Origin of the sequence: Arsukibacterium sp. (assembly GCF_036735525.1) — a bacterium.
GTDB lineage: Bacteria > Pseudomonadota > Gammaproteobacteria > Enterobacterales > Alteromonadaceae > Alishewanella.
The window spans coordinates 7853-31965 of the sequence record NZ_DAINOE010000022.1; the positions used below are offsets into that span (position 1 = coordinate 7853).

General features: G+C 50.6%; 23 protein-coding genes. 14 read left to right on the plus strand and 9 right to left on the minus strand.

Annotation, left to right across the window (positions count from 1 at the left end; translation table 11 throughout):
- The coding region (locus V7D78_RS06265) for a class I SAM-dependent methyltransferase (RefSeq protein ID WP_333607582.1) at nucleotides 1-734 on the minus strand (734 nt) is incomplete at its 3' end.
- A gap of 219 nt (nucleotides 735-953) precedes the next feature.
- On the opposite strand from V7D78_RS06265, the gene V7D78_RS06270 reads away from it, so the two are divergent.
- Nucleotides 954-2333, plus strand: coding sequence for an alkaline phosphatase (locus V7D78_RS06270; protein ID WP_333607583.1), 1380 nt, complete (start codon nucleotides 954-956; stop codon nucleotides 2331-2333).
- 43 nt (nucleotides 2334-2376) lie between these two features.
- Here the strand turns inward: V7D78_RS06270 and V7D78_RS06275 are convergent, their stop codons facing one another.
- The 7 genes from V7D78_RS06275 to V7D78_RS06305 form a co-directional block, all read right to left on the minus strand.
- Nucleotides 2377-2940, minus strand: coding sequence for a chalcone isomerase family protein (locus V7D78_RS06275; RefSeq protein ID WP_333607584.1), 564 nt, complete (start codon nucleotides 2938-2940; stop codon nucleotides 2377-2379).
- Nucleotides 2924-3430, minus strand: coding sequence for a DUF2878 family protein (locus V7D78_RS06280; protein ID WP_333607585.1), 507 nt, complete (start codon nucleotides 3428-3430; stop codon nucleotides 2924-2926). The genes V7D78_RS06275 and V7D78_RS06280 overlap by 17 nt, the downstream gene beginning before the upstream one ends.
- A complete protein-coding gene (locus V7D78_RS06285; RefSeq protein ID WP_333607586.1) occupies nucleotides 3427-4164 on the minus strand; it encodes an SDR family NAD(P)-dependent oxidoreductase in 738 nt (245 codons plus the stop codon). The genes V7D78_RS06280 and V7D78_RS06285 overlap by 4 nt, the downstream gene beginning before the upstream one ends.
- A gap of 78 nt (nucleotides 4165-4242) precedes the next feature.
- A complete protein-coding gene (locus V7D78_RS06290) occupies nucleotides 4243-4551 on the minus strand; it encodes a hypothetical protein (RefSeq protein WP_333607587.1) in 309 nt (102 codons plus the stop codon).
- A 125-nt stretch (nucleotides 4552-4676) separates the two neighbouring features.
- Complete coding sequence (gene tsaB / locus V7D78_RS06295) at nucleotides 4677-5378, minus strand: tRNA (adenosine(37)-N6)-threonylcarbamoyltransferase complex dimerization subunit type 1 TsaB (protein WP_333607588.1); 702 nt, start codon at nucleotides 5376-5378, stop codon at nucleotides 4677-4679.
- Complete coding sequence (locus V7D78_RS06300) at nucleotides 5378-7306, minus strand: ATP-dependent DNA helicase (RefSeq protein WP_333607589.1); 1929 nt, start codon at nucleotides 7304-7306, stop codon at nucleotides 5378-5380. The genes tsaB and V7D78_RS06300 overlap by 1 nt, the downstream gene beginning before the upstream one ends.
- Before the next feature lie 138 nt (nucleotides 7307-7444).
- The gene (locus V7D78_RS06305; protein WP_333607590.1) at nucleotides 7445-7693 is read right to left on the minus strand and encodes a hypothetical protein; all 249 of its coding nucleotides are present in this window, start codon (nucleotides 7691-7693) and stop codon (nucleotides 7445-7447) included.
- Between the two features lie 450 nt (nucleotides 7694-8143).
- Between V7D78_RS06305 and hisG the strand changes: the two genes are divergently transcribed.
- The 10 genes from hisG to V7D78_RS06355 all read left to right on the plus strand — a co-directional run bounded on the left by hisG (nucleotide 8144) and on the right by V7D78_RS06355 (nucleotide 19496).
- Entirely contained in the window at nucleotides 8144-9052 is a 909-nt protein-coding gene (hisG, locus tag V7D78_RS06310) for an ATP phosphoribosyltransferase (protein ID WP_333607591.1), read from the plus strand.
- 3 nt (nucleotides 9053-9055) lie between these two features.
- On the plus strand, nucleotides 9056-10396 hold the full coding sequence (hisD, locus tag V7D78_RS06315) for a histidinol dehydrogenase (protein ID WP_333607592.1): 1341 nt from the start codon (nucleotides 9056-9058) through the stop codon (nucleotides 10394-10396).
- A gap of 2 nt (nucleotides 10397-10398) precedes the next feature.
- Nucleotides 10399-11490, plus strand: a complete 1092-nt coding sequence (gene hisC / locus V7D78_RS06320) for a histidinol-phosphate transaminase (protein ID WP_333607593.1) — start codon at nucleotides 10399-10401, stop codon at nucleotides 11488-11490.
- Complete coding sequence (gene hisB / locus V7D78_RS06325) at nucleotides 11487-12557, plus strand: bifunctional histidinol-phosphatase/imidazoleglycerol-phosphate dehydratase HisB (RefSeq protein ID WP_333607594.1); 1071 nt, start codon at nucleotides 11487-11489, stop codon at nucleotides 12555-12557. The genes hisC and hisB overlap by 4 nt, the downstream gene beginning before the upstream one ends.
- On the plus strand, nucleotides 12557-13153 hold the full coding sequence (hisH, locus tag V7D78_RS06330) for an imidazole glycerol phosphate synthase subunit HisH (RefSeq protein ID WP_333607595.1): 597 nt from the start codon (nucleotides 12557-12559) through the stop codon (nucleotides 13151-13153). Before hisB ends, hisH begins: the two co-directional genes overlap by 1 nt.
- Nucleotides 13150-13887: a 1-(5-phosphoribosyl)-5-[(5-phosphoribosylamino)methylideneamino]imidazole-4-carboxamide isomerase gene (hisA, locus tag V7D78_RS06335; RefSeq protein WP_333607596.1), complete on the plus strand. Its 738-nt coding sequence runs from the start codon at nucleotides 13150-13152 to the stop codon at nucleotides 13885-13887. Before hisH ends, hisA begins: the two co-directional genes overlap by 4 nt.
- Complete coding sequence (hisF, locus tag V7D78_RS06340) at nucleotides 13869-14642, plus strand: imidazole glycerol phosphate synthase subunit HisF (RefSeq protein WP_333607597.1); 774 nt, start codon at nucleotides 13869-13871, stop codon at nucleotides 14640-14642. Before hisA ends, hisF begins: the two co-directional genes overlap by 19 nt.
- A gap of 87 nt (nucleotides 14643-14729) precedes the next feature.
- Complete coding sequence (hisIE, locus tag V7D78_RS06345) at nucleotides 14730-15344, plus strand: bifunctional phosphoribosyl-AMP cyclohydrolase/phosphoribosyl-ATP diphosphatase HisIE (protein ID WP_333607598.1); 615 nt, start codon at nucleotides 14730-14732, stop codon at nucleotides 15342-15344.
- 126 nt (nucleotides 15345-15470) lie between these two features.
- Nucleotides 15471-17171: a PocR ligand-binding domain-containing protein gene (locus tag V7D78_RS06350; RefSeq protein WP_333607599.1), complete on the plus strand. Its 1701-nt coding sequence runs from the start codon at nucleotides 15471-15473 to the stop codon at nucleotides 17169-17171.
- Nucleotides 17172-17342: 171 nt separating this feature from the next.
- Nucleotides 17343-19496: a S46 family peptidase gene (locus tag V7D78_RS06355; protein WP_333607600.1), complete on the plus strand. Its 2154-nt coding sequence runs from the start codon at nucleotides 17343-17345 to the stop codon at nucleotides 19494-19496.
- A 148-nt stretch (nucleotides 19497-19644) separates the two neighbouring features.
- On the opposite strand, the gene V7D78_RS06360 is transcribed toward V7D78_RS06355, so the two are convergent.
- Nucleotides 19645-20073 carry a CBS domain-containing protein gene (locus V7D78_RS06360; RefSeq protein ID WP_333607601.1) on the minus strand — a complete coding sequence of 143 codons (429 nt, stop codon included), beginning with the start codon at nucleotides 20071-20073 and terminating at the stop codon, nucleotides 19645-19647.
- 223 nt (nucleotides 20074-20296) lie between these two features.
- Between V7D78_RS06360 and V7D78_RS06365 the strand changes: the two genes are divergently transcribed.
- From V7D78_RS06365 to V7D78_RS06375, 3 genes are all read left to right on the plus strand, one after another.
- Entirely contained in the window at nucleotides 20297-21013 is a 717-nt protein-coding gene (locus V7D78_RS06365) for a TetR/AcrR family transcriptional regulator (RefSeq protein WP_333607602.1), read from the plus strand.
- 71 nt (nucleotides 21014-21084) lie between these two features.
- Nucleotides 21085-22203, plus strand: coding sequence for an efflux RND transporter periplasmic adaptor subunit (locus V7D78_RS06370; protein WP_333607603.1), 1119 nt, complete (start codon nucleotides 21085-21087; stop codon nucleotides 22201-22203).
- 11 nt (nucleotides 22204-22214) lie between these two features.
- The coding region (locus V7D78_RS06375) for an efflux RND transporter permease subunit (RefSeq protein ID WP_333607604.1) at nucleotides 22215-24113 on the plus strand (1899 nt) is incomplete at its 3' end.

Consider the following 24113-nt stretch of genomic DNA (forward strand, 5'->3'; position numbering starts at 1 on the left):
TTAGCATTAATATCACTGCTCCCGGCCAGCACAAACCCCACTTGCAAGGCGGCGGCAATAACATAGGCTTCATCTAAATAGCCCTCTACCGCAGAGCTGGTTAATTCAGACAGTTTCGCTGCTCTGTGCTCCACCATGCCCAACACGCCACCTGGCTTTAATACATCATAGATACTTTGTAAGGTGGATAACAAGTGGCCCCGCTCATCCCAGATAGGGGCATTGCGAAAAGTCAGCACCATATCAAATTGCTCTGGCGCAAGCGTCGGTATAAAAAATGGTGGTTCCAATTCAATTTGATTGACCGGGCCAAACCAGTCGATTTCTTCCGCCATGCGCTGTGCTAAACGTTGACTCAGCCGGGCCCAGAAAATTTGTCGCTCATCTTTTAAACTGCCGTCATTATGCCTGAAATGGGCAATAGTAAGCTGGCCCTGATCTTTTAAAAATGGCGCCAGAATTTCGGTATACCAGCCTCTTGCTGGCCATAGCTCCAGCACAGACATGTGCGGCGCCAGACCAAAAAACGATAGCGTTTCTGTGGGATTACGGTATTTATTGCGCTGTTGATGTTCTGCACTGCGATTGGGGTGCTCTGCTAACTGCTGCAGCGTCAGTTTAGCTGCTGACGCTGGCTGAGTAGCATGAGAGGTCGACACCAAGCCTATTAAAACAAGACTGGCGAGCATAGACGTAATGATATTTATTCTGTTTGTTATTATCGTCTTATTCATTATTTGTTCCTGAGTAACCTCAAACAACTGCCTTCCTGAAATAGGAGTAGCCATTGCAGTACAGGTTCAATACAAAGTTAAGATAACGCTCACTTTAGTATAATGTCCAGTAATACTCGACACCGATAATCAGGTCGTTGACCGCAAGGCGCTTGGTTGTGCTTTGTCATTACAGTACACTTCTCTTATCTATTCATCGTATTGCTTATAAGGTTGCTGATGCGCTTAGCCCGTTTTTCTGCGGTTTCTGATAAGGCCCTTGTTGTCGCCCTGCTGTTAATGCCTGTGCTGCTATCTGCTGCACCATTAACGACTAACACCTCTGCCACACCACCAGCGGTCAAGGTTGCTGGCGCACCAAAAAACATTATTTTTATGATTGGAGATGGTATGGGGCCGGCTTACCTCACGGCTTACCGCTTTATGCAAACTGACCCAGGCAATACCGACATTCAAACCACCATTTTCGATGACTTATGGCTGGGCATGGCCAGCACCACACCTGATGATGATACCTTGGTAACTGATTCAGCCGCGTCAGCCACGGCATTGGCCACCGGGGTAAAAAGTTTTAATGGCGCCATTTCGGTGGATAGCAACCATATGCCGATTGGCACTATGCTGCAATTAGCCAAGCGCCAGGGTAAAGCCACCGGTGTGGTTGCCAGCTCTCAGGTTAACCATGCTACCCCGGCCGCGTTTTTAGCGCACAACAATAGCCGTCGCAATATGAATGCTATCGCCGACATGTACCTGGATTACCAGATCCAGGGAAAACCCGTAGCCGATATTATTTTTGGTGGTGGCCGTGAGCATTTTATCCGCGAAGACCGCAATCTGGTGGCAGAATTTAGCGCTAAGGGCTATCAATATGCCGATAACTGGCGCGATGTTAGCAAACTAACCCGTAAGCCTGCCCTCGCCTTACTGGCCCCTGCTGGATTGCCTTCAGCCTTAAATAACCCTCACCCCGCGCCCCTGGCTACCCTGGCTGAGCAAGCACTAAAACTGCTGACACCAGCAGAAAAAGGCTTTGTGCTGATGATAGAAGGCAGCTTAATAGACTGGTGCGGTCATGATAATGATATTGCCTGTGCCATGGCCGAAATGCACGATTTTGCTAAGGCCGTCGCGGTGGCTAAAGCTTATGTCGATGCCCATCCTGATACTTTATTAATTATTACTGCCGATCACGAAACCGGTGGTTTATCGCTTGGCGCCAATAATGTTTATCAATGGTTACCTGCTGTGGTGCGGGGCGTCAGCGCCACCAGCCGTGCGATTGCCGATGAATTAAACGCCGTAAGTACAGAAACCGAAGCCTTACAACGCTGGCAAGCACTGACAGGTATTGTTATTACCGAGCAAGAGCAGCAACAACTGCTGGCCGAGCGCAACAAAACCCAGGCTGAGCTGAGAAAAGTAGTAAACGAGTTAATATCACGATACTCATATACCGGCTGGACTACCGGTGGCCACACCGCAGCGGATGTACCGGTATTGGCTTATGGTATGGGAAAAACCCAGTTCAGTGGTTTTATGGATAACACTGATATTGCTAAACGCCTGCTGCAATTTATTCAGCAAACCCCGCAGTAATCATCATTTTGGCAGGGATATTCACTACAGGGTTAAAAGCTGGCTAAGTTTTAGCCAGCAGCTGACGGCGCAGTGTTGGCGCAGTAGTATCCGGGTGCAACCAGATATTAAAAAAAGCACTGGCAAAATCGGCATCGCTGATGCTGCCGGTTTTCTTGCCATTAAAATAAAATACTACACTACCATCGGCTTGCAACAAGCTGGCCAGCCGATCACCTTTTTTAACGTCTGACCAAAGGCTTTGTAATTGCTCTGCCCATTGCTGCTGTTGCTCAGGGCTGCTTTGTTGTAATTTTTGCCATTGCTCGACAGTGGCATCAATAAACTGCTGACGGCTAATGGCGCGTTTATAAGTCAGCTCCAATAACACAGGACGACTTTGCTGATAATCAGTAAAACTGCCATCCAACGTAGCCAGCCTGGCATCGTACAACTGCCATAATAAATAACGGTAACTGCCTTCACCGACAGTGGTCAGTTGTGGCAATACCTCAGATGACGCTATCTTAGCCAGATCTACGTCAACATTAGCGTCCCCGGAAGATATGGCCTCAAGCGGCAACGCTAACGCAGCAGCTAACAGCACAACCTTAAACTTGTGTAACATAAGCCCTCCTGCTGTATCCAAAGATAATAGCCAGTAACCCCCACACCATAATCAGCACACCGTACGACAGCATACCCATTGGAAATTGCAGCACACCGCCACTGAGCGCTGCACCACCCCAATAAGACAGCGGTCCGCCTACTGCGCCAAGCACAAAGGCCAGAAGCGGCCGGGTTAAAAAGGCACTCATCACTTCAATCACCACCAGCGCAAATAGCAACCAGAGCAACACAAACCATAGTGGCATCCAACTAAGCTGAGCAAAGCTCATAATACCTGTCGCCACCAGCACGCTATCTACGGCAATGCCGGTAAGTGCCGTGAGCAGCACGGCCACCCTGGCCCTGTTACTGGCCAATCGCCACATGCCATACAGCCAATAAGCCAATACCGGCCAAAACATCAGCTGCTGAAAATACACCAGTAAAAACCAGCACAATTCAAAGCCGATAATGGCCCGCCAGTTCACGGCGCTGTTCATTTTACTCATGTTTGTTTCATCTTAGCGGCTAGCTTACAGCGTAAGTTGTAAGGCAGCAGGTTGAGGGTTTTTAGCAAATATGCTAAACGTCTTGGAAAGCGTAGTCTGAGCTTACCCGCATGCAAACCGTTGAATATTCTGGCTGCAGCCTGCTCTGCCGGCATTAAAAAAGGCATGCTAAAGTCATTTTTTTGCGTTAACGGCGTATCGATAAAGCCCGGCTCAATTAAACAAACCCGAATACCGCTATCGGCTAAATCCAGACGCAAGCTGTCGGCAAAATAACTGATGGCGGCCTTACTGGCGCCATAGGCCTCTGCCCGGGTAAAAGGAAAAAAATGCGCCATGGAGCTGACAATCGCCAAAGTGCCACCCGCCGTTAAGCGTGGTAATAACAGCTTTGTACAGCTGACTACTGCTAATACATTAAGCTCGAAGGTACGCTCAAAGGCCGCTAAATCCAGCGCACTAGCCTCTACATATTCACAATTGCCGGCATTGAGCAGCACCTGATCAAATTTAATAACGCTATCGAGTTGTTGCTGCCAGTGTTGAAGTGCCGCGCTATCGGTTAAATCTACTACCACCGGCACTATTTGCTCTGGAAACAGTGCCTGCAGTTGTGCCAGCTTATCTGCCGAGCGGGCCAGTGCATACACCTGCCAGCCCTGCTTCGCATAGTACAGCGCAGTATCACGACCAATACCTGAGCTGGCACCGGTGATAAGAATAGTAGATGACATAAAGACTCCCTTAGCAATTAAAGGGTTTTACGTACAGAAATGAAAACAGTTCAGTGAATGGCGGGCTTTAAAACGTGCTCAGGCGTACAAATCGACACCGAGCATTTGTTTCACTTCAGCAAGGCGTTGTTCGGTCTGCACGCTTTGATAGGCCGCTATTGCACGCTCATTGCGCTGCTCATTGGCATCGAAAGACTGTCGCGAGCCGCGCGCTTCACGCTCGGTATCCAGCCGGGCCATCAGCTCGGGATTTACCCGAATATCGCTAAGCTGATTCTGATTCGCCGACGCTTCCCGTTCTATTTGCTGCCTGACAGGTTGCGGCCGGTTAGCCGCCGGGTTTAACAGGCTGCTGGGGCTAATAGCATTACTGGCGTTTATGCTCATAAAACCGCTACCAAAATGAGAATGCGCTAATTATAGGCAATTAAACGCGAATAATGCCAGTGTTATTAACTTTTAGCTGAGCGCAGTATGGTGATAAACTACTGTGACTACAAAACCAGGGAAACTTAGCGCCCTGGCAGTTTTTGCCAGGTCACTTCGTCGCGCACATACACTGGCTCGGCTTGTTCGGCACTGACGAATAAACGTTGCTGCCAGGCGGCCTGGGCAAAGGGCAGCATATGCAGGGCTGACGGATACAAAATATCCGCCGCAACCTCAGCATCACACCATTGGCTTAACTCGGCTAAATAGCTTTGCCAGCCGGTACCCACGCCCATGATCTGTTGCTTGCCGGCTGCATTAAATGTGGGCAGTTCGCTTAGCTGTGCTGGTTTTATCGCCACTTCTGTGTCCAATGCTTGCATCAGGCCACTGGCATCTGACTGAAAAGCAGCCAGATAGACTTCGCTCATCCGTGCATCTATAGCCGCAATCACCTGGCTGGCCCCCTTTAACTGATGCGCCGCCTGTGCCATTGCTGCTAACGTTGACACACCATACACCGGCAAGTCAGCGCCAAAGGCCAGCCCTTGCGCCACTGACACCCCAATACGCACCCCGGTAAAACTACCCGGGCCCTGGCCAAACACTATGCCATCGAGTTGTGACAGGTTCAGGCCGCTGTCGCTGAGCAATTGCTGCACCATAGGCAAAATCCGCTTACTATGCTGCTGAGGGCAGACCTCATCTAAGCTGAGTAACTGCTGATCATGCAAAAGGGCTACCGAGCAGGCTTCGGTGGAGGTATCTAAGGCAAGTAACTTCATTAAGCGCTATCCTGATTTAACTGCTGTAAAAAACTGACCGCATGCTCAAGCGAGCGGGTACGACGCATCGGCGGCAAGCTGGTTAAAAATACCGCACCATAGGGCTTGGTGACCAGCCGGTTATCACAAATCACCAGCAAGCCCTTATCGGTGACATCACGGATCAGGCGGCCTACCCCTTGTTTTAAAGCTATCACGGCCTGAGGTAACTGCACACTGGCAAAGGCATCTTCGCCGCGGCGCTGACAGTCTTCACTGCGTGCCTGTAATAGGGGATCATCTGGCGAGGCAAAAGGCAGTTTATCAATAATCACCAGACTTAGGGTATCGCCACGCACATCCACCCCTTCCCAAAAACTGCTGGTGCCAAGCAGTACGGCATTTTCCAGTTGCACAAATTGCTCTAATAACTGGCGTTTACCGGTGCTGCCCTGCACCAGCACTGGCTGGCTTATCTGCTCGGGCAATTGCTGGGCCACCCATTGCAACATGCGATGGCTGGTAAAGAGCATAAAGCAGCGGCCATTATTAGTGGTGATCAGTTGCACTGCCAATTGCAACAGCGCATGAGCCATCGCCGGCTCATGCGGCTCAGGTAAAAACCGTGGCACACACAGCAGCGCTTGCTCGGGGTAATTAAAGGGGCTGTCCAGCAATAACGTATCGGCCTTAGCCAGGCCCATTTGCGCGGTAAAATGGCTAAAGCCTTCATTAACTGACAGTGTGGCCGAGGTAAAAATCCAGCTGCGCTGCTGGGCAAACACCAGCTCACGGAATTTATCGGCAATGCTGAGCGGCGTTAAATGCAAGGTCACCTGCAAGCGGCTGGTTTCAAACCACAGACTGACCCCGGTTTGACTAACATCGAGTAGTTTTTGCAACCGGCTTTTTAATTGTGCCAGACGCTCAAAGCAGCTATCAAGCGCCTGACTGCGCCCCAGCTGACTTTTGACTATCTGATAGAGCATCTCCAGCGCATCGGCAATGCGGCTGATGGCGGTATGCATCGCTGGCTGGGCATAACAATCGCGCCAGTTACCCCGACTGGGATCAACGGCAAATTGCAGGCGCCAGTCTTTACTGAGACTCTGTAATTTATTGGCACTTTTTGCCAGTTGCATCGCGTCTTTTAGCTCAGTTTTCGCCAGTAATTCAATATCCCGACACAGATCCTGCAATAAGCGGCTGGAAAAATGCTCGCCAAAATAATCACAGGCAATATCCGGCAGCTGATGAGCCTCATCAAAGATCACCACATCCATTTGCGGTAGCAACTCACCAAAGCCGGTATCTTTTAGCGCTAAGTCAGCAAAAAACAAATGGTGATTCACTACTACTAAATCGGCGCTCTGGGCTTTTTTGCGGGCTTTTAATAAGTGGCAATCTTCAAACACCGGACAATCTTTGCCCAGACAGTTATCAGTGGTGCTGGTGACATAAGGCAAAGCCACTGAGTCTTCGGCAATGTAACTGAGCTCACCAATATCCCCGCTTTGCGTTTCAGCCGACCACTTTTTAATTAAGCTTAAATCATTGATCAGTTGCTCATCTTGCAGCGGGACATGCTGATAATGCTGCTCCAACCGGAACAAACACAAGTAATTAGAGCGGCCTTTTAATAACGCTGTTTGCAGCGGTTGCGCCAAGGCCTGCAATACTGTGGGTAAATCACGGTGAAATAACTGCTCTTGCAGGTTTTTGGTGCCGGTAGAGAGAATGACTTTTTTACCCGAAAGTAAAGCAGGCACCAGATAGGCGTAGGTTTTACCGGTACCGGTACCGGCCTCGACGACCAGTGCACTGCTGTCACTGATGGTTTTACTGACCGCCTGCGCCATAGCAAGCTGAGCCTCGCGTGGCTTAAAGCCTTTAATATTGCTGGCCAAACTGCCCTGCTCAGCAAAGGCCGCCGCGACCTTAGCCTGCATGCAGACAGTGACTCAAAGTCGTAGAATATGTTTTAATCACGCCAGCTCTCTTTCAACCTTATCAAGCAGGCTATTATGCCTTGTTCCTCATAAAAGATCTAAGCGCGAGTCTTTTAAGCTGGCCATTTTTCGTGAGTTTTAAACAAAAATATCCAGATGCCCATCTTTATCCACGTGTAAATCTTCTTCTGGCGTGGTGTAAGGTGGCTCCGGGTAGTCTTGATTGTCACCCGGACGTTTTTTGCTACGCCGCAAGATTAAAAACTTTTGCTCCTGCTGCTTCAGCGGGCTCAACCTGGCTTCTTTAAATACCGGCACCACTACCTTAGGCTCCTGCTCAACAGGCGTGCCTGGTGTTCTTTGGATAAAAGGTAGAATAGCGTCCACAGTATGTCTCCGGATACAGGTTAACTTTGTTATCGGCCAACCCGGCCATAACTTTAGCCAACACATTGACTATACAACCTGATTGAAATTCGTACAATAAATTCAATTCATTTGGCTTTCACTCTGCAGCGGATAAAAATTAATTTAGTACAATTAAAATCAAAAACCATTAAAATCAATTACTTTTACATATCAGTGTAAAAATGACGTTTAGAAATAATGATTGCAAAATATCGCAATAAATCATAACTTGTATAGGAATTGATTACCAGGAAACAGCAATCTCATGTTTTTTAATAATGTAACACATCACCATCATCATCTGACCTAGCCTTCCGGTTCAGGTGGAAGGCTATTGTCTGGCCTTCGGTGGAATCAGTTACATACAACCCCGCAGGCCCAAGCCACGGGGTTTTTTGTTTTTATAACGAGTTAATTTTGGAGTGAGCCATGAGTCCGGCCATTGAAAGTAAAAGATTACGCATCGCCATGCAAAAGTCAGGGCGTTTATCCATTGAATCGCAAGCACTGCTCGGCAGTTGCGGTCTGAAAATCAATTTGCGCGAGCAACGGTTAATTGCTCATGTCGAAAATATGCCGATTGATATTCTGCGGGTGCGTGATGATGACATCCCGGGGTTAGTGATGGATGGCGTCTGCGATCTGGGCATCATCGGCGAAAACGTGCTTGAAGAAGTGTCTTTACAACGGCAAATTGATAACGAAAATTTCGATTACGATATTCTGGCGCGGCTGGATTTTGGCGGTTGTCGCTTGTCTATCGCTGTACCACAGGAAGAGCAATACCAGGGCGTTAGCAGCCTGGAAGGTAAAACCATTGCCACCACCTACCCGCGCCTGCTTGCCCGTTATTTAAAACAGCAGGGCGTCAATGCGCGCATTGTAGTACTAACCGGCTCAGTAGAAGTGGCACCTCGCGCTGGTTTAGCCGATGCCATCTGCGATCTGGTATCCACCGGTGCCACGCTGGAAGCCAACGGTTTACAGGAAGCAGAAGTGATTTACCGCAGTAAAGCGGTACTGATAAGCCGTAAAAATTTACAGGATGCTGCGCAGCAAAAGCTGATAAAAAAACTGATGCCACGTATTCAGGGCGTTATGCAAGCCAATGAAAGTAAATACATTATGTTGCATGCCCCTCGCGCCAAGTTAGAGCAGGTTATTGCGCTGTTGCCCGGTGCCGAAAACCCGACACTGCTGCCATTAGCGGGCAATGATGATTTGGTGGCAATACATGTGGTGAGCAGTGAAACCTTATTTTGGGAAACCATGGAGCAATTAAAGGCGCTGGGCGCCAGCTCTATTTTAGTTCTGCCTATTGAAAAAATGATGGAGTAAAGCATGCAACGCTTTAATTGGGCACAGTTAACCACAGCAGAGCAGCAAAGCGCGCTGGCCCGCCCAGACTTGCCAGATGCCGCGGCTCTCACACCTGTAGTACGTGAGATTATTGCCACTGTCCGCCAGGCTGGTGATGCAGCGCTGCGCCAGTACAGTGCCGCTTTTGATAAATTGCCTGATAACCCGCTGCGCTTATCTGAAGCACAACAGCAACAGTTACTGAGCCAGCTGGATGAGACGCGCCAAGCGGCCATTGAGCTAGCCTATGACAATATTCGTAAATTCCATGCAGCGCAGCTGCCCAAAGATATTGAAGTGGAAACCAGCCCTGGGGTCATTTGCCAGCTTAAAAACCGGGCTATTGGCAGTGTGGGCTTGTATATCCCCGGCGGCAGTGCGCCCCTGCCCTCTACCGTTTTAATGCTGGGGGTACCGGCACAACTGGCCGGTTGTCCGCGGGTAGTGTTGGTTACCCCGCCTGGCAAACCGGCAGCCAGTGATATCGCAGCGGAAATTATCTATGCCGCCAGCCTTTGTGGTATTCGTGAAATCTTTACCATTGGCGGCGCCCAGGCGATTGCGGCGCTGGCCTATGGCACCGACACTATTGGCAAAGTAGATAAAATCTTTGGCCCGGGCAATCGTTTTGTTACCGAAGCCAAGCAACAGGTCAGTCAGGATGCCAAAGGCGCGATGATAGATATGCCGGCCGGCCCGTCTGAAGTGCTGGTACTGGCTGATGCCACGGCCAACCCGGCCTTTGTTGCCGCTGATTTATTGTCTCAGGCCGAGCATGGCCCGGACTCTCAGGTGATCTTAGTCAGTGATAATGACGCCTTGATAACGGCCGTGCAGACGCAATTACAGCAGCAATTAGCGGTACTGCCCAGACGCGACATTGCCACTGCGGCCTTAGCGCACAGCCGGGCCATTTTAACACCGGATCTGGCCACAGCAGTGGCGGTCACCAACGCTTATGCTCCTGAGCATCTGATTGTGCAAACCGCGCAGGCTGAGTTACTCACCGAGCAGTTTGATAGCGCTGCCAGCATCTTTGTTGGTCAGTGGACGCCAGAATCGGCCGGCGACTATGCCAGTGGCACTAACCACGTCCTGCCAACCTATGGCTATAGCCGCACGGTATCTAGCTTATCGCTGTGCGATTTTTACCGGCGCTACACAGTGCAGCAATTATCAGCACAAGGCATGCGCAATATAGGCCCGGCCATTGTTACTCTGGCTGAGGCTGAAAGTTTAGAGGCCCACGCTAATGCGGTGCGGCTTCGCCTGGCCGCGTTGGCACAAGCCCCGGCGCTTAACGACAACTTTAGCGGAGAATAAGCATGACAGACGTAACAGATGCCACAGTCAATCCGCTGGCACGGCAAATTGTTAAACAGCTGGTACCTTACGCTTCTGCCCGCAGTAGCATGAGTGGCGGCGCAGTATGGCTTAATGCCAATGAAAACGCGCTGGCACCGGCCTATCAGCTGGATGATACCTTTAACCGTTACCCGTCGTGCCAGCCAAAAGCAGTGATCGATGGCTATGCCGCCTATGCTGGTGTCACGCCAGAGCAGGTACTGGTCAGTCGCGGCGCCGATGAAGGCATTGAGCTGTTGATCCGCAGTTTTTGTGAGCCTAAGCAAGATAGCATTACCCTTTGCCCGCCCACCTATGGCATGTATGCCATTAGCGCTGAAAGCCACCACACTGCGGTGCAAAAAGTATTGTTGCTAAACACTGAGCAACTGGATCTGCCGGGCATTTTTGCCACTAATCCCAAATTGGTGTTTATTTGCAGCCCAAATAATCCCACCGGCGATCTGATCCCACGCGAGCAGATCATTGCCGTGCTGGAGCATTTTAAAGACACAGCGCTGGTCGTGGTAGATGAAGCCTACATTGAGTTTGCCCCCGAAGCCTCAGTGGTGCCCTTACTGCCGCGCTACCCCAATCTGGTGATATTGCGCACCCTGTCAAAAGCCTTTGGCCTGGCCGGGCTGCGCTGTGGTTTTACCCTGGCCGCCCCCGATATTATCCGCGCGCTGAAAAAAATGATTGCGCCCTATCCTATCGCCGAGCCGGTGGCACAAATTGCCGCCCAGGCATTATCGGCAGCAGGTATCACGCAAATGCAGCAAAGCGTCGGTATCATTAATCAGCTAAGGCGCGACTTTGTGCAATTTGCCCAGCAACAAGCGGGCGTGACAAAAGTCTGGCCCAGCAATGCTAACTATGTGCTGTTACAGGTTAGTGATGCCGCAGCCTGTGTCAATGCACTGATGGCCGAGGGCATTCTTATTCGTAATCAGTCCAGTCAGTTAGGGCTTGCTAACGTGGTACGGGTATCTATCGGCAACCCTGATGAAATGCAGCGTTTGCAACAGGCAATGTTTAACTATTTTTCAGCTAATAAGAGAGAAACCGCATGAGTGGCCAAGCTATTTTATTTATAGACCGTGATGGCACCATGGTGGAAGAGCCCGCCATTGACAAACAACTGGATAGCCTGGAAAAACTGGCGTATGAGCCGGGGTTAGTGCCAGCCTTGCTAAAATTGCAGGCTGCCGGTTACCGCTTAGTGATGGTCACCAATCAGGATGGTCTGGGCACCGACAGCTTCCCACGACACACCTTTGATGCACCGCACGACAAGATGATGCAGCTGTTAACCTCGCAAGGCATCGTATTTGATGATGTGCTGATTTGCCCACACTTTGAGCAGGATAACTGCAGCTGCCGTAAACCCAAATTGGGGCTGGTGAAAGACTACCTGCAACAGGGCAAAATCGACTTTACCAACTCTTATGTGATTGGCGATCGCTTAACTGATGTGCAGCTGGCTGACAATATGGGGCTTCCGTCATTTCAGTATAACCGTGACAGCCTGGGCTGGGCGCAGATCACTAAACAGCTGCTCAGCCGTGGCCGCACTGCCACTGTAGTACGCACCACGCGCGAGACCGATATTCGCGTAAGTGTCGATTTAGATAACGCCGGCAATAACAGCTTTAACACCGGCGTCGGCTTTTTTGATCATATGCTGGAGCAAATTGCCACCCACGGCGGTTTCTCTCTGCAGGTACAAGTAGACGGCGACTTACACATTGACGATCACCACAGTGTAGAAGACACCGCCCTGGCGCTGGGGCAGGCACTGAAACAAGCGCTGGGCAATAAGCGTGGCATAAACCGCTTTGGCTTTGTGCTACCTATGGATGAATGCCGGGCAGAATGTGTGATGGATTTATCCGGCCGGCCTTTATTTGTGTTTAATGGCGAGCTGGGTGAAGGCGCCGTGGGCGGCTTAACCCTGGAGATGGTGCCGCACTTTTTCCGTTCATTAAGCGATGCCATGTTGATGTCGCTGCACCTAAGCATTACCGAGGGCAATAAACACCACAAAGTTGAGGGGTTATTCAAAGCCTTTGGCCGCGCCCTGCGCCAGGCCATTACCGTGTCGGGTGAAGCCCTGCCCAGCTCTAAAGGGGTATTGTAATGGCGGAGCTTGTCATTGTTGATACCGGCTGTGCCAACATCAACTCGGTATACTTTGCCATTAAACGCTTAGGGGTAGAGCCGCTATTAAGCCTTGATGCCAAGGTTATCAAGGCCGCGCCCCGGGTGATAGTACCAGGCGTGGGCACAGCAAAAGCGGCGATGCGTAATCTGGCCGAGCGCGAGCTTATCAGTACTTTGCAGCAACTGCAGCAACCGGTATTGGGTATTTGCCTTGGCATGCAGCTATTGAATGCTCACAGCATGGAAGGGGATGTCGCTTGCCTTAACCTGATCCCTGGCGAAGTGGCGCCATTGAATGCCGCCGGCTTACGCTTACCGCATATGGGCTGGAATACCCTTAATCAGCTTAAAGCGCACCCTATACTGCGCGGCATTACCGAGCAGGATTATTTTTATTTTGTGCATAGCTTTGCCGTATTACCCGGCGCTTATACGCTGGCAGAATGTGACTATGGCAGTCAGTTTGCTGCGGTCATTGGCAAAGATAATGTCGCCGGGGCGCAGTTTCACCCCGAGCGCTCGGGTAAAGCCGGCGCGCGCTTATTGCAAAATTTTCTGGAGTGGCAGTTGTGATAATCCCAGCAATAGATTTAATTGATGGCAAAGTGGTGCGCTTATATCAGGGCGCTTATGACAAAACCACCGAATATAGCTTTAGCCCGCTGCATCTGCGCGATAGCTATGCCGCAGCCGGCTCTCCTTTGCTGCATGTGGTCGACTTATCCGGCGCTAAAGACGTCAGCAAGCGCCAGCTTGCGCTATTAACTGAGTTGATGAGCAATGCCCCTTTGCACATTCAGGTGGGTGGCGGCGTGCGCAGTGAGCAGGATGTCGCCAGCTTGCTGGCAGCCGGTGCCAGCCGGGTCGTGATTGGCAGCTTAGCCATTCGTGAGCCCGCGCTGGTACAAGGCTGGATCCGCAAATATGGTGGCGAGCGCATAGTGCTGGCGCTGGATGTGTCGATTAACGCTAGGGGCGAAAAAACCCTGCCCAGCCACGGCTGGATTGAAGAGTCAGGCGTCACCTTAGAGCAAGTATTAGATGGCTATATTGATGCCGGCGCCAGGCATGTACTGTGCACCGACATCAGTAAAGATGGCACCCTGAGCGGCGCTAACGTGGCACTGTACCGCGAGCTCTGTACTAAGTATCCACAGCTGGCCTGGCAGGCTTCAGGTGGTATTGGCTCGTTGGCAGATATTCAGGCGCTGCTGGGCTCCGGTGTGGCGGGCGTTATTTTAGGTCGCTCACTACTCGAAGGTAAGTTTACACTTGAGGAGGCCATAGCATGCTGGCAAAACGGTTAATCCCCTGTTTAGATGTGCGCGATGGCAAGGTAGTAAAGGGCGTACAGTTTCGCAACCACGAAATAATCGGTGATATAGTGCCACTGGCAAAGCGCTATGCCCAGGCAGGTGCTGATGAACTGGTGTTTTACGATATTACCGCCTCCAGCGATGGTCGGGTGGTAGATAAAAGCTGGGTGCAGCGCATTGCCGAGGTGATTGATATTCCGTTTTGCGTCGCCGGTGGCATCAAATCGGTGGCAGACGCGGCCAATATTTTGCAGATGGGCGCCGATAAAGTGTCTATTAACAGCCCGGCATTGGCCAATCCGGCACTGATTGCAGAACTTAACGACACTTTTGGCCAGCAATGTGTAGTAATTGGTATCGACAGTTTTTTTGATGTGGCCTCAGGTCAGTATCAGGTATACCAATTTACCGGTGATGAGAGCCGCACCCGCAAAACCCAGTGGTTAACCCGCGACTGGGTGGCAGAAGTGCAACGCTTAGGCGCTGGGGAAATAGTGTTAAACTGCATGAATCAGGATGGCGTGCGCCAGGGCTATGATATTGCTCAGTTAAAAAGCATCAGAGACCTGTGTCGGGTTCCCCTGATTGCCAGTGGCGGCGCCGGCACTATGCAACATTTTACTGAGGTGTTTGCCCAGGCAGATGTCGATGGCGCTCTGGCGGCCAGTGTGTTTCACAAAGGCATTATTCAAATCAGTGAGTTAAAAGCGAAACTGATTGCAGATGGTATTAGTATTCGGCCGTAACGGCTAAATCTCCCCCCTACCCCCTCTTTAACAAAGAGGGGAGCCTCCCTTTAGTAAAGGGAGGTTTGGAGGGATTTGGAGGAACTTTTGAACAAACAACAACTTGACGCCCTGAACTGGCCAGATACGCAATTATTGCCCGCCATAGTGCAGCATGCGGTTTCCGGCAAGGTGCTGATGCAGGGCTATATGAACCCACAAGCGCTGCAACACACAATGCAAAGTGGCCAGGTCACTTTTTTCAGTCGCAGTAAACAACGGCTGTGGACCAAAGGCGAAAGCTCCGGTCATACCTTACAACTGGTCAGCATAGACAGCGACTGCGATGCCGACAGCATCTTAGTGCTGGCCCTGCCACAAGGCCCTACCTGCCACGTTGGCACTGAAACCTGCTGGCATGATAATAGCGCCAACAGCCCGCAACTGGCGTTTTTGTATGACTTAGAGCAAGTGATTAAAAGCCGTGAGGGTGCTGATCCGGCCAGCAGCTATACCGCCAGTCTGTTTGCCAAGGGCGTAAAGCGCATTGCACAAAAAGTCGGTGAAGAAGGCGTCGAATCGGCGTTAGCCGCGATGGCAGGCGATAAAGAGGAGCTGAAAAATGAAGCCGCCGATCTGATTTTTCACTTACTGGTATTACTGCGCAGCCAGCAACTGGAGTTAAATGATGTGATCCAGGTGCTTAAAGCCAGACATCAATAATCCACCGCTGCAATAAGACAGATAAAACTGTTAATAAATGTATACAGTACCGCAGGTAGTATGATAAAAAGCCAAGTCAGATCATGGCGCGGCTGCCAGCGCTCAGCTAACATTAAGTAAGTAATTATGGCAACGACTTACTCTCACTTAAAAAAGGAATCGAGCCTGATCCAAATGCTTGATCCGCTTAGCGCAGACTGGAACCAACCCGCAGAGGTTCCGGTGCAACCAGCTGTCTTTCAAGAACTGCTGGCCAGTATCGATTTTAGCCGCCTTGATACGTTGTTTGATAACTTTCTGGATGCCATAGGCGTCAGCATTGCCATAGTGGATTTGCAAGGCAAGGTGCTGGCGTCATCCAAGTGGCAGCGTGCCTGTGTGCAATTTCACCGACAGGCTGACATTACCCGCAAGCGTTGCCATGAGAGTGACGTGCAGTTATCCAAAGACATGCTGGAGGGTAAAAACTATGCCATTTATCAGTGTCGCAATGGCTTAACCGATTGCACCACGCCCCTTATTATTGAACAGCAACATGTGGCCAATTTATTTATCGGCCAGTTTTTTCTGGCAGAACCAGATCTGGCGTTTTTTCAGCAGCAACAGCAACAAGCCGGTTTTGATGCCGACGACTATCAGGCAGCACTGGCCGAGGTGCCTATAGTTGATGAAAACAAATTACCCGCTCTGTTGCAGCTATTAGTATCGCTGGCGCAACAAATTGCCGAATTAAGCATGGCAAACCGCCGTAATTTAACCACCATTGCCAGCGTTGAGCAGAAAATTAATGACAGAACCCAGGCCTTACAGCTGCAAAATCAGGTGTTAAGCGCCATCAGCCATGGTGAGTCACTCAGTACTGTACTGACTATGCTGGCCAGGCAAGTGGAATTACTCCATCCCGGTATGCTGTGCTCTATTTTACTTTTGGATCAACAAGTTGAGCATTTAATACATGGCGCCGCGCCCTCGCTGCCGGCATTTTACACCGAGGCTCTTAATGGCACCCGTATTGGCTCTGCAGTGGGCAGTTGTGGTGCCGCCGCCTTTAGCGGTGAACTGGTTATTGTAGAAGATATTCATACTCACCCTAATTGGGCACCCTACCGCGCATTGGCTCAGCAGGCAGATTTACGCTGTTGCTGGTCTATGCCGTTTAAAAATGCTGAGGCAAAAGTGCTGGGCACCTTTGCCGTCTATCAGCGCGAGGTAGCCCGCCCCGATAAGAAGATCCTGCAACTGCTTACTCAGTACAGTAATCTGGCCGAACTGGCCGTATCGCGGCAAATATCGATTGCCCGTATTCAACAGCTGGCGTTTTATGACAGCCTAACCGGTTTGCCCAATCGCAGCTTATTTGAAGAGCGCCTGCAACAGGCGATGGCCGACAGCCGTCGTAATGGTAAATATTGTGCGCTGATGTTTCTTGATTTAGATAATTTTAAACCGGTCAATGATCGCTACGGCCATAAATATGGCGATGTACTGTTAAAAGAAGCCGCGCGCCGGCTAAAACACAGTGTGCGTGAAGTGGATACCGTAGTGCGTTTTGGTGGTGATGAATTTATTGTGTTACTAAAAGATATTGATAAAGACGATACCCGCAGTAAACAACATGCGCAGCAGGTTGGTAGCAAAATAGCTGAAACCTTAAATATTCCCTACCTGCTGGACGATAACGCCTTGTACCATCAATGTGGATGCAGCATAGGTATACTGCTGTTTCGTGGTGATGACTGCCATACTGACGAGTTGCTGCGCCGTGCCGATGCCGCCATGTATCAGGCAAAAAGCAGTCAGCAGCAATTATGCTGGGTAAGTCACTAGCCGCGAAAAACCTCTGACAACGTCTTACTACTTCTTAACTCAAGTTTCTACCGCTGAACTCATTTGCTCTTGACAGCCACCGCAGCCACTGTCAATACTGCTGAGCGAAAACAACCAAAGCCGTAACATCAGTTTAACGCTAAACATCACAACACCAACGATAAGAATATTATGAAAAAATCACTCGTTTTACTGGCTTTAGCCAGCAGTTTTGCCTGTGCCGACGAAGGCATGTGGATGCCACAACAGTTACCTCAAATTGCGCCACAACTCAGTGCCGCCGGTTTAGAGCTCGATGCCAATAATCTGACCAAGTTAACCGAGTTTCCTGCGGCGGCTATCGTCAGCCTTGGCGGCTGCTCGGCTGCCTTTGTTTCGCCAAAAGGCCTGGTCGCCACCAACCATCACTGTGTTTATAACAGCATTGCCCATAATTCCACCGCCGACAACAACCTGCTGGCCAATGGTTTTTTAGCAGCAACGCTGGCCGACGAAGTGCCTGCAGCGCCTGGCAGTCGCATCTTTGTGACCAAAGCGGTTGATAATGTTACCGCACAGATTATTGATGCCAACACCGCGAAATTAAGCGGCAAAAAACGATTGGATGCCATTGAAGCCAATCAAAAAGCTCTAGTTGCCCAATGCGAGCAGGATGCCGGTCATCGCTGCACCGTGGCCGCTTATTATGGCAGCCTGGAGTATTACCTAATCAAACAACTGGAAATTAAAGATGTACGCTTAGTACATGCTCCGGCTGAAGGTGTCGGCAAATTTGGTGGCGATACCGATAACTGGATGTGGCCGCGCCATACCGGCGATTACAGCTTTTTACGGGCTTATGTCAGCGCCGATGGCAAATCTGCCGATTACAGTGTGGATAACGTACCCTATCAGGCCGAGTTTCACCTGACGCTGGCCAAGCAAGGCGTGCAGGAAGGTGACTTTGTCATGGCATTAGGTTACCCGGGCCGCACTAACCGCCATCGCTTGCCCAGTGAAGTACTTGAAACCTTTGAGTGGAGCTACCCGGCGCTGGTGCAAAATGTCACTGAGATTGTCGATATTATTAATCAGCACACGGCTGATAACACCGATGCACAGTTAAAATATGCCAGCCGCTTAGCCGGTTTAAACAACGTGCTGAAAAACCGCAAGGGCATGCTTGAGAGCTTCGCCGGCAGTGACTTTTTAGCCCGTAAAACCGCTGAGCATCAGGCGTTAAGCCAATGGGTGAACAGCAATAGCAGCAATAAAAAAGCCTATGCTAAAGATTTGACGGCCATAGAAAAACTGCTACAGCAACAACAGCAACAAGCCCGTGCCGAGTACCTGCTAAACAATGCCACGCCACGCTTACTGGCCACCGCCCGCAGCCTGTATCGTTTAGCACAGGAAGGCACTAAGCCGGATGCCGAGCGTAAAGCCGGTTTTCAGCAGCGTGACATTCCACGCTATCAGGCCTTTGTCGCTGGCATGGAGCGTAACTTTGCTGCCCATGTCGAACAGGCCCTGGACTTACATCAACTGAGCAAGTACGCCGCCCTGCCGAAAAAGCAGCGTAATGCCGATTTTGATAAAGCGCTGGGCATTAAAGAGGGCATGTCGACCGCGCAATTAAGTACCTTATTGCAAACGCTGTACAGCAACACCACACTGTTGGATTTAGCGCAGCGCCAGGCTTTAGTCGCCGCCAGCCCGGCAGTGTTTGCGGCCAGCGAAGATCCCTTTGTTAAAGCGGCTGTGGCACTTTATGCCAGCGATTTAAAACGCGAAGCAGAGCGCGAAGAGCTGAACGGTAAAATTCAACAAGCCTATGCCAGCTATATGCGCGCCAAAATGGCCTTTATGCAAGCTCAGGGACAAGCAGTGTACCCTGATGCTAACAGCACCCTGCGCCTGACCTATGGCCATGTGAAAGGCCGTGCTCATGGCAACGAAGACGGTAACGCCTGGGCGCCCTTTACTACCTTGCGCGGCATAACCGCAAAAGCCACAGGCGAAGGTGAGTTTAATGCCCCGCAAAGCCAGCTGGACGCCATTAAAGCCGGTAACTATGGCCCTTATAAAGTTGATAGCTTAAAGTCAGTGCCAGTAAACTTTTTAGCAACCCTGGATATTACCGGCGGTAACTCTGGCTCAGCCGTGTTAAACAGCAAAGCCGAGTTGGTAGGCCTGGCCTTTGACGGTACCCTGGACTCGATTATTTCCGACTGGGATTTTAACCCGGACAATACCCGGGCCATTATGGTTGATCACCGTTTTATGTTGTGGCAAATGCAGCTGGATGGTGCGCAGAACCTGCTCACTGAGATGGGTGTTAACTAAGACGCTAAGGCGAGCAGAGGTTTACTCTAAGCCAACCGTTGCAGGCCAGGATGGCCGAATCGAGCCCCCAGGGATGGGTTCACGGCGTGTTGGCGTGAGTAAACCGGCGCGAGCTGCAATGCTTCAGCCAGTAGCAATATTGGCTTTTTTATTGTTTTGCCAGTAATTCCGCGGCCAAGCGCACAAAATCTGATGAGGTTAAAATACCCTTCAGCTTATTGTGTTCATCTACTACCGGCATACAGCCATGGCGGTTTTTCACAAAAAAACCGGCAACTTGCTGTAACGATTGATCCGCGGTAACCGCAGCAAAATCGGAGGCCATCATATCGGCGACCAACTGCTGTTTTTCTTTACGCTCCAGCGCAATGGCACCAAACTGCGCCATCAGCCCCATGACTTTGGCTATCATAATTTTTTGCGTCAACATGCCGACCAGCTCGCCGTTTTCATCTATTACCGGGATATGGCGAATGTTTTTTTCGCGCATTAAATCGTGCGCATCTTTAAGCGTGGACTTGCGGGTCACACACAGTGGATCGGCGGTCATTAACTGGGCAACGGTGCGAATAGTCATACAGGCTCCTTGTGTTAGTCCTATTAAGTTTAGTTAAAAACCACGCTCTCTGCTTAGTGCTGGATCAATAATCTGCCTGCTGCTCGTTACATTTTGCAACAGTTCAGTGGCACTAAAGCGCCGATTAGCACTTGCTGCAATTTTGAATCTGATTCATAATTCGCAACAATTTCAAAATTCGAGTGCGTTTCATGAGCAATTTCTGTAGCGGATGGCGGTTGTAATGGGCACCTCAGAACGAAAACAACGCGAACGGCAAGATCGGGAACAGCTGTTTTTAGATACGGCAGAGCAAATGATTGCTACTGACGGCATTATTGAGCTGCAAATGGCCAAACTGGCCAAGGCCTGTGATTATGCTACCGGCACCCTGTATCAGCATTTCACCTCCCGTGAAGATTTGCTGGTGGCACTGTCAGCCCGGCATAGTGCGCAGCATCTGCAGATGTTTCAGCAGATCATCGCGCTAGACGTAAATAGCCGTGACAAGATGTTTGCCATTAGTGTGGCCGAGCGCGATTTTCGTAAGCTCAACCCCATTCATGCCAAATTAACCCAGTATATTTTTACCGAAGCAGTCTGGGAGAACGCTTCGAGCGTAAGGCGAGAACAGGTATTGCAGTGCGGCCAGCCGATAGCGGCGCTGGTCAGCGGCATAGTGCAACAAGCCATAGACGAAGGGGCGCTGCCGGCACAAGGCTGCAGTGCCATGGAGCTGGCCATAGCACCCTGGGCACTATGCCAGGGCAGCCATACGCTGGAGCAAACCAGTGGCTTGCTTGAGGCCTTTTCAGTGCCACGACATGACATGCAACTGTACCGTCACATGCATATGCTACTCAATGGCATGGGCTGGCAACCGCTGGTGGATGTGGCAGATATGGCACAAATTAAAGCCAAAGCAAAACAGCTGAGCAATTTGTTGCAGCAAGTGAGCTAACAGTATTTTTTTGATTTTTATACTTTTTATCTGATGTTTAGCTGGGATAAAGTCCCATTGAAGGAGACACCATGTACAAACGCATGCTGGTAATGCTGATTGCCGCCACATTGTTTTTTGGCGCCATTTTTGGCTACAAGGCGGTGGGCAACCACTTTATGAATCAGTTTTTTGACACTATGCCGATGCCACCTGCCAGCATTACTGCCACTAAAGTCATTGCCGATCAGTGGCAGCCGTTTGTCAGTGCTATCGGGAGCTTTGCTGCGGTTAACAGCACAGAACTGACCACCGAAGCCAGTGGCATTATCAGCAGTATTCAGTTTGACAATGGCGCCATTATTAAACAAGGCCAGCTGATGCTGACCCTGGATGACAGTGTCGATCAAGCCGATTTGCAGCGCCTCGTCGCCGCTGAGCAACTAGCTAAGCTGGAGCAGCAGCGCTTTGAAGTGCTGTTTCGCGATAAAAGCATCTCTGAGCTGGAATTGCTGCGCCGTCAAAGTGAAGCCGCCCAAGCCAGTGCTGCAGTAAGCTCACAGCGCGCCCGTATCGCCCAGAAAACCATTGTCGCCCCCTTTGATGGCATCTCTGGTCTGCGTCAGGTGAGTTTGGGCCAGTTATTATCCGGTGGCACTGCGGTGGTAAGCCTGCAATCTTTAGATCCTATCTATTTAAACTTTACCCTGCCAGAGCAACAGCTGGCCAATATAAAGGTTGGCCAACGCCTGAACGTATCGGTAGATGCCTATGCCGATAAAGCCTTTAGCGGTGAAATTACCGCCATTGCGCCGGGCGTGCGCGAATCCAGCCGCAGTATTGAAGTACAGGCCACTTTTTCAAACCCAGAGCAACAATTGCGCCCGGGGATGTTTGCCCGGGTACAAATGGACACCGGCGAGCAGCAAAACGTGTTATTAGTGCCGCAAACCGCGATTCAGTTTAACCCCTATGGCAATTCAGTGTTTGTGATCCGCGAACAAGACGGCGAGCTCAGTGCCCATCAGCGCTTTGTGCGTACCGGCCAGACCCGTGGCGATTTAATTGCCATTGAGCAGGGGCTGGAACTGGGTGAGCAAATCGCCACCTCAGGCCTGTTAAAACTACGCAATGGTGCTGTAGTAAACATCAGCGACAATGGCCGCGCCCAGCCCAGTGCTGAGCAGCAGCCAACGCCAGCTAACCAGTAAGGAACACTTGTATGCGCTTTACTGATGTGTTTATCAAAAAACCGATTTTATCGGTGGTGGTCAGCCTGTTTATCCTGTTATTAGGCCTGCGCGCCATTATGGATATGAACGTGCGGCAGTTCCCGGAAATCCAGAATGCGGTAGTGACCGTTAGCACCGTCTATGTCGGCGCCGATGCCGATTTGATTCAGGGCTTTATTACCACGCCACTGGAGCGGGAAATTGCCTCTGCCGAAGGCATTGATTACTTGGTGTCAACCTCAGTGGCCGGAGTCAGTACCATTGAAGCCTACCTGCGACTGGACTATGAGCCGAATCAGGCGTTAACGCAAATTGCCGCCCAGGTGAATAAAATCCGCTCTGAGCTACCGCAAAATGCCCGCGATCCGGTCATTTCGCTGAAAGTCGGCCAAAGTGTCGCCGCCATGTACTTATCTTTTTACTCGGAAGTACTGGGCAATAATCAAATTACTGACTATCTGGTGCGGGTAATAGAGCCGCAACTGGCCACTATTCCAGGCGTGCAGCGCGCTGAAATTCTCGGTGCCCGTACCTTTGCCATGCGTATCTGGCTCGATCCGGTAAAAATGGCTGCCTTTGGCATTACCGGCTCAGACGTCAGCACTGCGCTGCGCAGCAATAATGTGTTAGCGGCACTGGGCCGCACTAAAGGCCAGATGGTAGCGGTAGATTTAAATGCCGCCACCGATTTGCGCAGTGTCGAAGAGTTCCAGCAGTTAGTGATTAGCAGTGACAATAAAAGTGTGGTGCGCTTAAGCGATGTCGCCACTGTCGAGCTGGGCGCGGAAAGCTACGAAAGCTCAGTCAGCTTTAACGGTCTGGCAGCCACCTTTATGGGTATAGAGATTTCACCCGATGCCAATGCGCTGGATGTGATAGCCGAGGTACGCCGGGTATGGCAGCGCGATATTATTCCGCAGCTGCCAGAAGGCCTGGATGCCGATATTCCTTACGATTCTACCGAATATATCGAAAACGCCATCGATGAAGTGGTCATTTCCATCGTACTGGCGCTGATTATCGTGGTGTTGGTGATCTATGCGTTTTTAGGCTCGCTGCGCAGTGTGATTATTCCGGCGGTGGCAATACCGGTGTCATTAATTGGTACCTTCTTTTTAATGTGGTTAATGGGCTTTTCCATCAACCTTCTGACGCTGCTGGCCATGGTACTGGCCATAGGTATCGTAGTGGATGACGCCATCATTATGCTGGAGAACATTCACCGCTTTATTGAACAAGGCAAATCCCGCACTGAAGCGGCTATTTTAGGTGCCCGGCAGCTGGCCTGGCCGATAATTACTATGTCGACCACCTTAGTCGCGGTGTTTTTGCCTATCGGCTTTGTTGGCGGCTTAACCGGTGTGCTCTTTGTCGAATTTGCCTTTACGCTGGCCGCCTCAGTGGTGTTATCAGGTGTGGTGGCGCTGACATTATCACCGATGATGTGTGCTTATATTTTAAAGCCGCATCAGGCTGATGATCAGCACGAAAAATCGCTGGAAGCCTGGCTAGACAGGCAATTTGAACGTTTACGCCGTGGCTATCAGCGGCAGTTACATGGTGCGCTTAATGCGCTGCCGGTAGTGCTGACCTTTGGTGCTATAGTGCTGGTGTCCTGCTACTTTTTGTTTGTCACCAGCCCGTCTGAGCTGGAGCCAGCAGAAGATCAGGGTTTTGTGTTCTCTATTCTGGAAGCCGACAGTTACGCCACGCTGGATTATCTGGAGCGCAATACCAAAGAGCTCAACCGCTTAACTGATGAAGCGCCTGAGATTAAAAACATCTTTATCATTAATGGCACCGGCAGTACTAATAACGCCATCGCCGGTTTTGTGTTAGCGCCCTGGGATCAGCGCAAACGCACCACGTCACAGGTACTGGAGCAGAAT

Bases quoted from the DNA above. Each gene is read 5' to 3' on its own strand.
- V7D78_RS06270 (WP_333607583.1), top strand. From the start codon at position 954: ATGCGCTTAGCCCGTTTTTCTGCGGTTTCTGATAAGGCCCTTGTTGTC.
- V7D78_RS06275 (WP_333607584.1), bottom strand. From the start codon at position 2,940: ATGTTACACAAGTTTAAGGTTGTGCTGTTAGCTGCTGCGTTAGCGTTG.
- V7D78_RS06280 (WP_333607585.1), bottom strand. From the start codon at position 3,430: ATGAGTAAAATGAACAGCGCCGTGAACTGGCGGGCCATTATCGGCTTT.
- V7D78_RS06285 (WP_333607586.1), bottom strand. From the start codon at position 4,164: ATGTCATCTACTATTCTTATCACCGGTGCCAGCTCAGGTATTGGTCGT.
- V7D78_RS06290 (WP_333607587.1), bottom strand. From the start codon at position 4,551: ATGAGCATAAACGCCAGTAATGCTATTAGCCCCAGCAGCCTGTTAAAC.
- tsaB (WP_333607588.1), bottom strand. From the start codon at position 5,378: ATGAAGTTACTTGCCTTAGATACCTCCACCGAAGCCTGCTCGGTAGCC.
- V7D78_RS06300 (WP_333607589.1), bottom strand. From the start codon at position 7,306: ATGCAGGCTAAGGTCGCGGCGGCCTTTGCTGAGCAGGGCAGTTTGGCC.
- hisG (WP_333607591.1), top strand. From the start codon at position 8,144: ATGAGTCCGGCCATTGAAAGTAAAAGATTACGCATCGCCATGCAAAAG.
- hisD (WP_333607592.1), top strand. From the start codon at position 9,056: ATGCAACGCTTTAATTGGGCACAGTTAACCACAGCAGAGCAGCAAAGC.
- hisC (WP_333607593.1), top strand. From the start codon at position 10,399: ATGACAGACGTAACAGATGCCACAGTCAATCCGCTGGCACGGCAAATT.
- hisB (WP_333607594.1), top strand. From the start codon at position 11,487: ATGAGTGGCCAAGCTATTTTATTTATAGACCGTGATGGCACCATGGTG.
- hisH (WP_333607595.1), top strand. From the start codon at position 12,557: ATGGCGGAGCTTGTCATTGTTGATACCGGCTGTGCCAACATCAACTCG.
- hisF (WP_333607597.1), top strand. From the start codon at position 13,869: ATGCTGGCAAAACGGTTAATCCCCTGTTTAGATGTGCGCGATGGCAAG.
- V7D78_RS06350 (WP_333607599.1), top strand. From the start codon at position 15,471: ATGGCAACGACTTACTCTCACTTAAAAAAGGAATCGAGCCTGATCCAA.
- V7D78_RS06355 (WP_333607600.1), top strand. From the start codon at position 17,343: ATGAAAAAATCACTCGTTTTACTGGCTTTAGCCAGCAGTTTTGCCTGT.
- V7D78_RS06360 (WP_333607601.1), bottom strand. From the start codon at position 20,073: ATGACTATTCGCACCGTTGCCCAGTTAATGACCGCCGATCCACTGTGT.
- V7D78_RS06365 (WP_333607602.1), top strand. From the start codon at position 20,297: ATGGGCACCTCAGAACGAAAACAACGCGAACGGCAAGATCGGGAACAG.
- V7D78_RS06370 (WP_333607603.1), top strand. From the start codon at position 21,085: ATGTACAAACGCATGCTGGTAATGCTGATTGCCGCCACATTGTTTTTT.